The 12,764-nt window shown below is 72.2% G+C and carries 11 protein-coding genes; all 11 read left to right on the forward strand.

Going from position 1 to position 12,764, the window contains the following annotated elements; translation table 11 throughout:
• The first annotated feature begins 235 nt into the window (after positions 1-235).
• Complete coding sequence (gene purN, locus ACZ59A_RS23025) at positions 236-883, forward strand: phosphoribosylglycinamide formyltransferase (protein WP_468049421.1); 648 nt, start codon at positions 236-238, stop codon at positions 881-883.
• Entirely contained in the window at positions 880-2,442 is a 1,563-nt protein-coding gene (purH, locus tag ACZ59A_RS23030) for a bifunctional phosphoribosylaminoimidazolecarboxamide formyltransferase/IMP cyclohydrolase (RefSeq protein ID WP_468049419.1), read from the forward strand. The genes purN and purH overlap by 4 nt, the downstream gene beginning before the upstream one ends.
• 135 nt (positions 2,443-2,577) lie before the next feature.
• Positions 2,578-3,465: a bifunctional methylenetetrahydrofolate dehydrogenase/methenyltetrahydrofolate cyclohydrolase gene (locus ACZ59A_RS23035; RefSeq protein ID WP_468049417.1), complete on the forward strand. Its 888-nt coding sequence runs from the start codon at positions 2,578-2,580 to the stop codon at positions 3,463-3,465.
• Between the two features lie 148 nt (positions 3,466-3,613).
• Positions 3,614-4,018, forward strand: a complete 405-nt coding sequence (locus ACZ59A_RS23040) for a DUF3017 domain-containing protein (protein WP_470961805.1) — start codon at positions 3,614-3,616, stop codon at positions 4,016-4,018.
• A 422-nt stretch (positions 4,019-4,440) separates the two neighbouring features.
• Positions 4,441-5,658, forward strand: coding sequence for a helix-turn-helix domain-containing protein (locus ACZ59A_RS23045; protein ID WP_470961188.1), 1,218 nt, complete (start codon positions 4,441-4,443; stop codon positions 5,656-5,658).
• Between the two features lie 288 nt (positions 5,659-5,946).
• Positions 5,947-6,936, forward strand: coding sequence for a malate dehydrogenase (locus ACZ59A_RS23050; protein WP_468049411.1), 990 nt, complete (start codon positions 5,947-5,949; stop codon positions 6,934-6,936).
• Between the two features lie 260 nt (positions 6,937-7,196).
• The gene (locus ACZ59A_RS23055) at positions 7,197-8,801 is read left to right on the forward strand and encodes a hypothetical protein (protein WP_470961190.1); all 1,605 of its coding nucleotides are present in this window, start codon (positions 7,197-7,199) and stop codon (positions 8,799-8,801) included.
• The gene (locus ACZ59A_RS23060; RefSeq protein WP_470961192.1) at positions 8,788-9,207 is read left to right on the forward strand and encodes a hypothetical protein; all 420 of its coding nucleotides are present in this window, start codon (positions 8,788-8,790) and stop codon (positions 9,205-9,207) included. Before ACZ59A_RS23055 ends, ACZ59A_RS23060 begins: the two co-directional genes overlap by 14 nt.
• 1 nt (position 9,208) lies before the next feature.
• The gene (locus tag ACZ59A_RS23065; RefSeq protein ID WP_470961194.1) at positions 9,209-10,000 is read left to right on the forward strand and encodes a hypothetical protein; all 792 of its coding nucleotides are present in this window, start codon (positions 9,209-9,211) and stop codon (positions 9,998-10,000) included.
• Between the two features lie 144 nt (positions 10,001-10,144).
• Positions 10,145-11,068, forward strand: coding sequence for a serine/arginine repetitive matrix protein 2 (locus tag ACZ59A_RS23070; protein WP_470961196.1), 924 nt, complete (start codon positions 10,145-10,147; stop codon positions 11,066-11,068).
• Positions 11,069-11,228: 160 nt separating this feature from the next.
• A complete protein-coding gene (locus ACZ59A_RS23075) occupies positions 11,229-12,731 on the forward strand; it encodes an aldehyde dehydrogenase family protein (protein WP_470961198.1) in 1,503 nt (500 codons plus the stop codon).
• The last annotated feature ends 33 nt before the right edge of the window (positions 12,732-12,764 follow it).

Here is a 12,764-nt window from a genome sequence, read left to right on the forward strand (position 1 = left end):
ACGGCTCCTGCCGCACGGCTCGGCGGGGCGGGCGCGACGGTCGTTCCCACGGCATCAGTTGGATTCGCAGTCCAGACGCTACCTCCCGTGCCCGCCCCCGTCCCCCGGGGGCCGCTTCGTGTGCCGGTATCGTTGCTGACGGTCGGCGGCTTCGTAGAGTTCCCCGGAATTCAACGGGCCATGACCTTGTACGACCACACAAACGGCAGCACCGCCCGCGAGAAAGATCCCCGCCGTGGCCTCCCCGCCCCTCCCCGCCCGTTCCGGGTCCCCTGCCCGCCTCGTCGTTCTCGTCTCCGGCTCCGGTACGAACCTGCAGGCGCTCCTCGACGCCATCGCCGACGAGGGCACCGCGGGCTATGGCGCCCAGGTCGTGGCCGTCGGCGCCGACCGCGGCGACATCGCCGGTCTGGAGCGCGCCGAGCGCGCCGGTATCCCCACCTTCGTATGCCGCGTGAAGGACTACGCGAGCCGCGCCGAGTGGGACGCGGCGCTGGCGCGGGAGACGGGCGCGTACGACCCGGACCTGGTGGTCTCGGCGGGGTTCATGAAGATCCTGGGCAAGGAGTTCCTGGCCCGCTTCGGCGGCCGGTGTGTCAACACCCACCCGGCCCTGCTGCCCAGCTTTCCCGGCGCCCACGGGGTGCGCGACGCGCTCGCGTACGGCGTGAAGGCGACCGGGTGCACCGTCCACTTCGTCGACGACGGGGTCGACACCGGTCCGATCATCGCCCAGGGCGTGGTCGAGGTCCGGGACGAGGACGACGAGTCCGCTCTGCATGAGCGGATCAAGGAAGTCGAGCGTTCGCTGCTCGTCGAGGTCGTGGGGCGTCTGGCCCGTCACGGCTATCGCATTGAGGGACGAAAGGTAAGGATCCCGTGACCGCCGAAGGTACCAAGCGGCCCATCCGCCGCGCGCTGGTCAGCGTGTACGACAAGACCGGGCTCGAGGAGCTGGCACAGGGGCTGCACGCGGCGGGTGTTCAGCTCGTCTCGACCGGCTCGACGGCCGCGAAGATCGCGGCGGCGGGCGTTCCGGTGACGAAGGTCGAGGAGCTGACCGGCTTCCCCGAGTGTCTGGACGGCCGTGTCAAGACCCTGCACCCGCGCGTCCACGCGGGCATCCTCGCCGACCAGCGGCTCGACGCGCACCGCGAGCAGCTGACCGAGCTGGGCGTCGAGCCGTTCGAACTGGTCGTCGTCAACCTGTACCCGTTCCGCGAGACGGTCGCCTCGGGCGCCTCGCCCGACGAGTGCGTCGAGCAGATCGACATCGGCGGTCCGTCGATGGTCCGCGCCGCCGCCAAGAACCACCCGTCCGTGGCGGTCGTCGTCAACCCGGCCGCGTACGGTGACGTCCTCAAGGCCGCCGCCGACGGCGGCTTCGACCTGGAGCGGCGCAAGCGGCTCGCGGCCGAGGCGTTCCAGCACACCGCGGCGTACGACGTGGCGGTGGCCAACTGGTTCGCGGATGGCTACGCCGCCGACGAGGGCGACTGGCCGGACTTCACCGGCGCGACCTTCACCCGGAAGCAGGTCCTGCGCTACGGCGAGAACCCGCACCAGCCCGCCGCGCTCTACAGCGACGGCAGCGGCACGGGCCTCGCGCACGCGGAGCAGCTGCACGGCAAGGAGATGTCGTACAACAACTACGTCGACACCGAGGCCGCCCGGCGCGCCGCCCACGACCACGCCGACCCGTGCGTCGCGATCATCAAGCACGCCAACCCCTGCGGGATCGCCACCGGCGCGGACGTCGCCGAGGCGCACCGCAAGGCGCACGCGTGCGACTCGCTGTCGGCCTTCGGCGGCGTGATCGCCGTCAACCGTCCCGTGACGGTCGCCATGGCGGAGCAGGTCGCCGAGATCTTCACCGAGGTCATCGTCGCCCCCGCGTACGAGGACGGCGCGGTCGAGGTGCTGGCCCGTAAGAAGAACATCCGCGTGCTGCGCTGCGCCGACGCCCCCGCGGCGGCCACCGAGCAGCGCCCCATCGAGGGCGGCACGCTCGTCCAGGCCAAGGACCGGTTCCAGGCCGAGGGCGACGACCCGGCCCACTGGACCCTGGCGACCGGGGAGGCGCTGGACGCCGACGGCCTCGCCGAGCTGGCCTTCGCCTGGCGCGCCTGCCGGGCGGTCAAGTCCAACGCGATCCTGCTCGCCAAGGACAACGCCACGGTCGGCGTCGGTATGGGCCAGGTCAACCGCGTCGACTCGGCGAAGCTGGCCGTGGCCCGGGCGGGCGAGGAGCGGGCGACCGGTGCGTACGCCGCCTCCGACGCCTTCTTCCCGTTCCCGGACGGCTTCGAGGTGCTGGCCGAGGCGGGCGTCAAGGCCGTGGTGCAGCCGGGCGGCTCGGTCCGCGACGAGCAGGTGGTCGAGGCGGCCCGGAAGGCGGGCGTGACCATGTACTTCACCGGTACGCGGCACTTCTTCCACTGAGCCGCCCCGCGCGATGTACGACACCGGAGGCCGCACCCCGAGATCAGGGGTGCGGCCTCCGCCGCCCACCCCCACCCACCGCCTCCGACGGGCCCTGGGTGGAATCGACGTCCCCGCATCCGGGAGGATGAAGCCATGACCGCCCAGATTCTCGATGGCAAGGCAACCGCCGCCGCGATCAAGTCCGATCTCGTCAGCCGCGTGGAGGCGCTGAAGGCCAAGGGCGTCCATCCCGGCCTCGGAACCCTGCTCGTCGGCGAAGACCCGGGCAGCAAGTGGTACGTCGCGGGCAAGCACCGCGACTGCGCCCAGGTGGGCATCGCGTCCATCCGCCGCGACCTGCCCGACACCGCCACCCAGGAGGAGATCGAGGCGGCGGTCCGGGAGCTGAACGAGGACCCGACCTGCACGGGCTACATCGTCCAGCTGCCGCTCCCCAAGGGCATCGACACCAACCGGGTGCTGGAGCTGATCGACCCGGCCAAGGACGCCGACGGACTGCACCCGATGAGCCTCGGCAAGCTGGTGCTCAACGAGACCGCGCCGCTGCCGTGCACCCCACAGGGCATCATCCAGCTGCTGCGCCACCACGGCGTGGAGATCAACGGCGCGCATGTGGTGGTCGTCGGCCGCGGCATCACCGTGGGCCGGTCGATCGGGCTGCTGCTCACCCGCCGCTCCGAGAACGCGACGGTCACCCTGTGCCACACCGGCACCCGCGACCTGGCCGCGCAGCTGCGCCAGGCCGACATCATCGTGGCCGCCGCCGGGGTGCGGCACCTGGTGAAGGGTGAGGACGTCAAGCCGGGCGCCGCGGTGCTCGACGTGGGCGTCAGCCGGGACGAGCACGGCAAGATCGCCGGTGATGTGCACCCCGACGTGGCCGAGGTCGCGGCCTGGATCTCGCCGAACCCGGGCGGCGTCGGCCCGATGACCCGCGCCCAGCTGCTGGTCAACGTCGTGGAGGCGGCCGAGCGGGACGCGAAGGCGGCCGCCGACGGCGGTGCCGGTCATGACGGCTGAGGCGAGCGAGGAGCCCGCGGCCGGGCAGGCGGCGACCGAGGCGCCCGCGGCCGAAGCGCCTTCGGCGGAAGCTTCCGCGGCCGGGAAGCCCACGGCTGAGGCGCCCGCGACCGGTCAGGGCTCGACGGGCAAGCCGAAGGTCGCGGAGCTGCCGGGGCTGCTGCTCCGCAAGTCCCGCCGCTTCCCGCTGATCACCCGGGACACCGCGCGTCCGCAGGGCGGCGGCCGCGCCGCGCCCGGCAGCGCCCCGGCGACCGCCCGGCAGTGGCCGTTCCTGGCGGTGGTGGGCGGCGTCGCGCTGGGGCTGCTGATCGTCGCGCTGGACGGTTTCCGGCTGGGCACGGCGCTGATCGGGCTGTCCCTGCTGGCGGGCGCGGCACTGCGGTGGGCGCTGCCGGAGGTGGGGATGCTGGCCGTACGGTCGCGCTTCACCGATCTGCTGACTTACGGCGGGCTCGGCGCGGTGATCGTGCTGCTGTCGCTGATGGTTCAGCCGGACCCCTGGATCAAGCTCCCGTTCCTTCAGGACGTGGTGCACTTCACGGTCCGCTAGTCCGCGCCTCCGCGCGCCCCGTCAATCGAACGGCGGCTCGTCCTCACCCCCCGCGGGAGGACGGGCCGCCGTTGGCTTGTTCACGTCTCCCACGGTCCGGGCGGCGGTCCGTCCTCTCCCCCGAAGAAGGACGGACCGCCTGATGAACAGGGTTGTGCGTTGGCTGTGCGGGATCAATGGACGTTGAGGGCCTGTGGCTCGGAAGTGACCGTTCCGCAACGAGGTATCGGCTGCGCAACGACGAGCAGGCGCGGGCGTGGTGCGCTCCCGGGTCCGAAATGCTCCGATGCGCCCCCGCCGGAGGAACTGACATCCTGGGGCAAGGCATCTCTTTGGGTAGTCAGATCGACGCCCGGGAAGCCGGCACGGGGACCAGACCAAGGGGAACCACCAGGTACGTACGGGGGGACAGGGGGAGGCACATGCCTCGTTGGAGGGACCTGCCGGAAGAACTCGACCCGCAGGTGCGGGAGTTCACCGGGCAGTTACGCGGACTCGTCGACCGCAGCGGGATGAGCGTCGTGGCCATCGCCGACCGCACGGGCTACAGCAAGACCTCCTGGGAGCGTTACCTCGGCGGCAGACTCCTGCCGCCGCAGGGCGCGGTGGAGGCGCTGGCCGAGGCGACGGGCGCGGACGCGGGTCACCTCGTCATCCTGTGGGAGCTGGCGGAACGGGCGTGGAGCCGCGCCGAGATGCGGCACGACGTCACGATGGAGGCGATCCGGGTCGACCGGGCGCGGGCCGCGCTGGAGGAGTTCGCGCCGCCGCCGACGGAGAAGAGGAACGGACGCAAACCGGCGAAGTCCCGCCCGAGCGACTCCCCGAGCGTCGCTCCGAGCGTCCCGACGGACCAGGGCGCCCCGAGTGCCCAAGACGGACCGAACGCCCAAGGTGCCCAGACCGTCCAGGGCGTTGAGGTGCCCGGACCCGAACACCCGCTGGTGGAGCCGGTTCCGGCGGCACCGTCGACGCGCGCGTGGCCCACCTTGCCCGTACCGGACGCCACACCCGCGCCACCCGTATCGGACGCGCCGCCTCAACTGTCCGCGCCGCCCGTACCGCCCGCACCGCCCGCGGCCGACGAGCCGGGCCCGCCGCGTCCCGCGGGGCGGCCCGGGCGGCGCCGTATCGCGCTGTTCGCCGGGGGCGTGGTCGGCACGCTGCTGATCGTGGCCGGTGCCGTCCTCCTGACCGGCCAGGGCGACGACGGCGAGAAGCGGGCCCAGAAGCCGGTCAAGGCCCCCGCCACCACCGCCTCCCGGCTCCCGGCCGGGGTGAAGTGCTCCGGGAAGGGCTGCGCGGGCAAGGACCCGGAGGCCATGGGCTGCGGCGACAAGTACGCGAGGACGACCGCGAACGCGATGGTCGGGACGGCGTACGTCGAGGTCCGCTACAGCAAGGTCTGCGGCGCGGCGTGGGCCCGCATCGCCCAGGCGGCCCCCGGCGATCTGGTACAGGTCAGCGCCCCCGCCAAGGGCGGCGGGGCGGCACGTACCGAGCGCGGCAAGGTCGACGCGGACGGGAACGCGTACACCGGGATGGTCACGGCGGACGCCACCGCGCGGGCCACCGCGTGCGCGACCCTCACCGGCGGCCAGCGTGGCTGCACGCCGCGGGAAGGTGCGCCTCAGGGGTGACCGGCCGGTGCGCCGGGCCTGCCGCGGGCCCGTCCGGAGATCCGTCCGGGGGAATTTTCGAACCGGGGGAATGACCCCGGGGAATCGGGGCAAGCGCACGCCGAGCCCCCCACGGGTGCGGCACCGGGCGGCCGTCTGCACTCCCCCCTCCTGGCAGACGGCCGCCGGGGCGTGCCCGGTGAGCAGCGACACAGAGGCCCGGGGATGCGGGCGCTGCGCCGTCGGATAGCCTGACGCCGGTATCTCGACACCAAGAGATCTCGGACAAACACAGCGCAGGAGACCGCCATGACCCGCACTCCCGTCAATGTCACCGTCACCGGCGCGGCCGGCCAGATCGGCTACGCGCTGCTCTTCCGCATCGCCTCCGGTCAGCTCCTCGGCGCGGACGTGCCGGTCAAATTGCGGCTTCTGGAGATCCCCCAGGGCCTGAAGGCCGCCGAGGGCACCGCGATGGAGCTGGACGACTGCGCGTTCCCGCTGCTGCGCGGCGTGGACATTTCCGACGACCCGAACGTCGCCTTCGACGGCGCCAACGTCGCGCTGCTGGTCGGCGCCCGCCCGCGCACCAAGGGCATGGAGCGCGGCGACCTGCTGGAGGCCAACGGCGGCATCTTCAAGCCGCAGGGCAAGGCCATCAACGACCACGCGGCGGACGACATCAAGGTCCTGGTCGTGGGCAACCCGGCCAACACCAACGCGCTGATCGCCCAGGCCGCCGCCCCGGACGTACCGGGCGACCGCTTCACCGCGATGACGCGCCTGGACCACAACCGCGCGCTGTCGCAGCTCGCCCAGAAGACCGGCGTGCCGGTCGCCGAGATCAAGAAGCTCACGATCTGGGGCAACCACTCGGCCACCCAGTACCCGGACGTCTTCCACGCCGAGGTCGCGGGCAAGAACGCCGCCGAGGTCGTCAACGACGAGCAGTGGCTGTCCGACACCTTCATCCCGACCGTCGCCAAGCGTGGCGCCGCGATCATCGAGGCCCGGGGCGCGTCCTCGGCCGCCTCCGCCGCCAACGCCGCCATCGACCACGTCCACACCTGGGTCAACGGCACCGCGGCGGGCGACTGGACCTCCATGGGCATCCCGTCGGACGGCTCGTACGGCGTCCCGGAGGGCCTGATCTCGTCGTTCCCGGTCACCACCAAGGACGGCAAGTACGAGATCGTCCAGGGCCTGGAGATCAACGAGTTCTCCCGCACCCGCATCGACGCGTCGGTGAAGGAGCTGGAGGAGGAGCGCGAGGCCGTGCGCGGTCTCGGCCTCATCTGACGCCGCCTCGCCTGACGCACCCCGCGCGCGGACTTCTGAAGGGTCACCCTCCGATATTCACTCCGGAGAGTGACCCTTCGGCTATTCCCTGTTCTTGCGCCGCACCTTCTCCTACCGTATGAGGGGTTGATGCCGGCCTCGGGGGGAGAGCCATGGGCACAGGCAGTCGCAGTGATCACGCGTCCAGACATGCGGCCAGTGAGGCCACACGGCTGTTATGCGCGGGGGCGTATCTGGACGATGACTTCCGGGACGCGGTCTTGGACGAGCTGTTGGTCCACGAGGAGCGCGTGGTGGCGCCGTCGCTGGGCGTCGACGCCTCCCGGGTGCTCGCCCACGCGCTGCGCGCCCGGCGTCTGGAGGCGGGCTGGACCCTGCTGCTGGTCGCGCTCTGGCTGCTGCACGCTCTGCTGGCCAAGGGCTTCTTCTTCATCTTCCTGCTGTCCTGCGGGCTGTTGCTGCTGGCGACCTGGGCCAGGGGCGGCGCCTCGGGTCCCTTCCGCGCCGACTATCCGGGCTCCGACGGGATCCCGTCCGCCCGGAGGCGGCTGGCCGCGGTCCTGCGGGTGGCCGGAGTACTGCTGCTGATCGTCTATGTGCTCTCCGCGCTGGAGCTGGTCTTCGGGGACGACCTGGAGCCGAGCGCCCTGCAACAGAGCTCGCTGTCGGGGGTGATGGCCGGGGCGGGCGCCGGGGCCGCCTGGGCCGCGCTGCTGATCCCCACCGCGATGGCCGCGGCGGTCGCCCTGCACCGCGAGCATGTGGCCCGGGTGCTGTCCAGCGACCTCGATCCGCGGGCCTTCGCCGATCCGGCCGACGACCCCGCCGAGCGCTCCGGCAGCGGACACTTCCGGCGGGTGCGGGAGCTGATCCGGCGCGAGCAGCACGCGCCCGTGATCCTCTACCACGATCAGCACCCCTTTCTCGGGGCGGGCACCGCGCACGCCACGTGGACGCTCGCGGTCGAACTGCGCCCGCGCGAGGGCCGTACGGCGGTGCCGCTCGACAACCGGGTGATCCTGGAGCGGATCCGGCCGCTGGTGGAGAATCTGCGCACCCCGTCCGCCAGGACACCCGCCCGGAACGGCGCGGTGCCGAGGCAGTCGGTCGAGGTCCGCGACCGGCTGCGCGGTCTGGAGCTGGACGAGTGCGTGTTCCTGAAGGCCACCGGGCTGCGCAGCCGCTCCCTCGCCCCGCACGGCGAGGAGCACTTCGAGCGGGAGCGGGCCGAGGCGGTCGAGGAGGGCGGCGAGGTCCGGCGGCACTTCCTGCGCATCCGGGTCGGAGCCTGGCAGGAGGAAGTCGTCACCACCGTCTTCGTCCGGGTGCACACCCAAGGCGGCATGCTGATGGTGGAGTTCGCTCCGCATGTGCTGCGCCCGATCCGCCCGGACTTCCGCGCGATCGACCGCCTCACCGACTCCCACCGCCGCGGCGGGCTGCCGGGCAAGGCGCTGTGGGCGCTGGCCCGGACACCCACGGCCGCGGGCCGCGTGCTGGTCCACGGCTTCCGGATGATCGCCTTCTTCCTGCGGATGTACACGGGCGCCTATGCCGCGGCCATCCCCGACGGGCCCTGGCGGTCCGTGCGCGAGCTGGGCAGCGACCACGGCGCCTCGCTCTTCCAGGAGATGGACGTCAGCCGCTATCTGAAGAGCGTCGAGGACCGGGTGGCCAACGGGGTGCGGCAGGCGCTGGACGAAGCCGGATGGGAGACCGGCGAGTTCGAGCAGAAGATCATCAATGTGAGCGGTGGCGGCATCTTCATCGAGTCCGCGCAGGACAGCGCCATCACCGTCGGCGACAACAACACGGTCAGCAACACCAGGGGCAACGGAGGGGGAGGCGGCCATGGCGACAGCTGAGCGGGACGAGGAAAGCGGCGCGGGCGCGACCGGAGGTCAGGGCGGGCGGCGGTTCGGGAACATCCGCATCGGCAATGTGCGCGGCGGTGTCGTCGGCATCGGCGACAACAACCGCATCGTGAACGGGGCGCGGGAAGGCGCCGTCTGCGACCCCGCGTACGAGGAACTGCTGCGCGCCGTCCAGCAGCTCTCCGCCGATCTGGAGCGGCTGGTGGCCACCCCCGAGGTCGGTGCGCTGTCGGACGAGCTGGCCGGTGCCCAGGACGAGATCCAGCGCACCGGCCGGGCCGGTGCGGGCCGCCTCGCCCGGCTCCGGGCGCTGTTGCAGGACGCCGGGGCCGGTATCGGCATGCTGGCGTCGGGCGTCGCCGTCGGCCAGGCGGTCGGCGCGCTGCTGGGCGGCTGAGATGAGTGCGCCGGGCGACGAGCGCGGCCCCCACTGGGACGAGGCCGCGCAGCGCTGGGTGGGGGAGGGCGCCGAGCCGCCCGCCCCGGGCAGACGGCCGCCGAGCCCGCATCGGGGGCCGGTGCTGCTCGTGGTGCTGGCCGTCGTGCTCATCGGCGGCATCGGAGTCGGCACCTGGCATCTGCTGTCGGGCGGCGGCGATGACACCGCGAAGGAGGGCGGCGGCCCGAGCGCGACGGCGTCCGGCTGGGACAGCGCCTCGCCCTCGCCGTCCGATTCCGTGCCGTCGTCGGTGCAGCCGTCCGCGTCGCCGTCGGGCTCGGCCGTCGCGGGCAGCGGGCCGCCGCAGGGGTATCAACGCACCGCGGATCCGGAGGGGTTCACGCTGGACGTCCCGGTGGGATGGGGGCGCGTCAAGCGCGATACCGGGGTCTTCTACGAGTCGTCCGACGCGAGCAGCCTCATCCAGGTCTTCGCCCTGACCAGCCCGCAGGTCACTCCGTACCAGGCGCTGAAGCAGGCCGAGACCAGCCTCAAGAAGAACCCCGGCTACAAGCGGTACGGGCTGAAGCGGCTCGGCCCGGGCGACGAAGCGGACGCGCAGCTGGAGTACGGCTATCGAAGCGAGAAGTACGGTCCGCGCCGCGTCGTCGACCGTGCCTTCACCGGACCGGACGGGGTGCAGTACGCGGTGCTGGTGGCGGGCCCGTCCAAGGAGTGGCCGCGTCAGGTGGAGCGGCAGCGGATCGCGTTGGGCGCCTTCTGCCCCACCGCGTACTGCCCGGCCACCTGAGCGCATATGTCTCCAATGGCGAACTATCCGGCATCGGGGCGGTAGCGGACGTGGCCGAGCCGCGCATACTGGGTAAGCCATATGTCGGCTAACACGGTTAACTCTGCTTATTAGTAGAAGAATACGATTTCTGGGGGAGCGGGCATGACTGACGGGGGCTCGGAGGAGCAGTGGGGTCCGGGTGAGCAGCGGGGGCCGGGGGATACGCAGCAGTGGGAGACCCACGAGTGGGGGCCCGGCGAAGGCCGGGCGGCACAGCCGGGCGACCGCCCCGGCCCCGGCCCGGGCGCCGAGGCGCGGCGGGTGTGGCAGGCGGTCGCGGTCACGGTGTTCCTGACCGCCGGGATCGCGTTCTCCGGCTGGGTGGCCTTCGGCGGTGACGGCACGACCGGGGACCAGGCGGGCCCGCTGCCCTGGGACCGCGCGACCCCCACGCCCTCCGCGACCGCGGACGCCACCGAGCCCGGCGACGTCTATCCCGCGCCCGAGACCGGTGCGCCCACCGGTCTGCCATCGGGGCTGCCGAGCGCCTCGCCGTCCGGTCTGCCCTCGGTGTATCCGTCCGGGTCGCCGTACGCGTCCCCGTCGGCGGGTCCGTCCCTGACGGGCTCCGCCCCGCCCGCGGGCTTCACCACCGAGCGGGATCCGGAGGGCTTCGACATCGCCGTCCCCGATGGATGGCGGCGGACGGTGGAGGGCCCGAGCGTCTTCTACACCTCGCCCGACGACTCCACCATGATCCAGGTGTTCGAGCTGCACGGCCCCGAGTCCACGCCGTACGAGTCGGCGCAGGAGGCCGAGCGGCTGGCGACCCGGAACCGCGGCTATGAGCAGATCACCCTCGCCCAGCTCGGAGCGGCCGCCATGGACCCCGCCCAGCTGGAGTACACGTACCAGAGCAAGAAGTCCGGCGCCCGCCGGATACTCGACCGCCGCTTCGCCGCGCAGAACGGCACCATGTACGCGGTGCTGATCATCGGCCCCGCCGGCGACCGGGCACAGGAGCAGTCGCTCCATGACGCCGTGCTGCAGACCTTCTGCCCCACGGCCTACTGCACCGCTTCGTAGATCCCGCGCCCTCCGCCTCGCGTGACGTCCGCGCGGCCTCCCGCGTGAGCCGTGCCACTTTCAAGGAAAAATTGCGCATACGTTTCTCACAACCGGTAAGGGGTCCCTGTTGCTGGCGTGGCCAGCGGAAACGTTCGCGATACCGGAAGGCAGAGTAAACGTGTCGGCAGTCGAGACCATTCATGTGGACGGGGTGTGGCGAGCGGCCGCATCCAGCGCGCAGCGGGAGGTTCTCGACCCCGCGGATGCCAAGACGCTGGCGGTCGTGGCCGAGGGCGGCGCCGAGGACACCGACGCGGCCATCGCCGCCGCGCGCCGCGCCTTCGACAGCGGCCCCTGGCCGCACACCCCGGTCGCCGAGCGGGCGGCGCTGCTGCGGCGGGTCGCCGATCTGCTCCAGCGCGACCGCGACGAGATCGCGCTGCTGGAGAGCCGGGACACCGGCAAGACCCTGGAAGAGGGCGAGGTCGACGTCGATGACGTGACCAACGCCTTCCGCTACTTCGCCGACCTGGTCGCGGGCGAGTCGGCCGGTCGCGTGGTCGACGCGGGCAGCCCCGATGTGCACAGCGTCGTGGTGCGCGAGCCGGTCGGCGTCTGCGCGATGATCACGCCGTGGAACTACCCGCTGCTGCAGGCCAGCTGGAAGGTCGCCCCGGCGCTCGCGGCGGGCAACACCTTCGTCATCAAGCCCAGCGAAGTGACCCCGCTGTCCACCGTCCACCTGGTGAAGCTGCTGGCCGAGGCGGGCCTGCCGAACGGTGTGGCCAACCTGGTGACCGGCGCCGGTGACCCGGTCGGTGCCCGGCTGTCCGAGCACCCGGACGTGGACCTGGTGTCCTTCACCGGCGGTCTGGCCAGCGGCACCAAGGTGGCCCAGGCCGCCGCGCCGAGCGTGAAGAAGGTCGCCCTGGAGCTGGGCGGCAAGAACCCGAACGTCGTCTTCGCCGACGCCTGCGCCACCGACGAGGGCTTCGACACCGCCGTCGACCAGGCGCTCAACGCCGCCTTCATCCACAGCGGCCAGGTCTGCTCGGCCGGTGCCCGGCTGATCATCGAGGAGTCGGTGCGCGAGCGGTTCGTCGCCGAGCTGGTCAACCGCGCCGAGAAGATCAAGCTGGGCCGCGGCACCGAAGAGGGTGTCGAGTGCGGCCCGCTCGTCTCGGCCCAGCAGCTCGCCAAGACCCAGGCGTACGTGGCGTCCGCCCTGGAAGAGGGCGCGGTGCTGCGTACCGGCGGCAAGCAGCCCGAGCCGTCCGACGTTCGCCCCGCGACCGGCTACTTCTATCTGCCGACGGTGCTGGACCAGTGCCACCGTGAAATGCGGGTCGTTCGGGAAGAAACGTTTGGCCCGATCCTTTCGGTGGAGACGTTCAGCACCGAAGATGAGGCCGTGGCCCTCGCCAATGACACGGAATACGGCCTGGCCGGTGCCGTCTGGTCGTCCGACACCGCGCGCGCCCGCCGGGTTGCCGCGCGGCTGCGCCACGGCACCGTATGGATCAACGACTTCCACCCCTACCTCCCGCAGGCCGAATGGGGCGGCTTCGGCAAGTCCGGCGTCGGACGTGAGCTGGGCCCGGCGGGCCTGGACGAGTACCGCGAGACCAAGCATGTCTACGAGAACCTGCGGCCCAGCCCGGTGCGCTGGTTCGGCGGCTGACGCCCCGACGCCGACCCCCGCCCGGGGCGGCAC

It is taken from the genome of Streptomyces sp. NPDC040405 (assembly GCF_055595765.1).

Excerpts from the sequence above, each read along its gene's own strand:
- ACZ59A_RS23065 (WP_470961194.1), top strand. The coding sequence starts at position 9,209 with ATGAGTGCGCCGGGCGACGAGCGCGGCCCCCACTGGGACGAGGCCGCG.
- ACZ59A_RS23045 (WP_470961188.1), top strand. The coding sequence starts at position 4,441 with ATGCCTCGTTGGAGGGACCTGCCGGAAGAACTCGACCCGCAGGTGCGG.
- ACZ59A_RS23060 (WP_470961192.1), top strand. The coding sequence starts at position 8,788 with ATGGCGACAGCTGAGCGGGACGAGGAAAGCGGCGCGGGCGCGACCGGA.
- ACZ59A_RS23070 (WP_470961196.1), top strand. The coding sequence starts at position 10,145 with ATGACTGACGGGGGCTCGGAGGAGCAGTGGGGTCCGGGTGAGCAGCGG.
- ACZ59A_RS23050 (WP_468049411.1), top strand. The coding sequence starts at position 5,947 with ATGACCCGCACTCCCGTCAATGTCACCGTCACCGGCGCGGCCGGCCAG.
- ACZ59A_RS23035 (WP_468049417.1), top strand. The coding sequence starts at position 2,578 with ATGACCGCCCAGATTCTCGATGGCAAGGCAACCGCCGCCGCGATCAAG.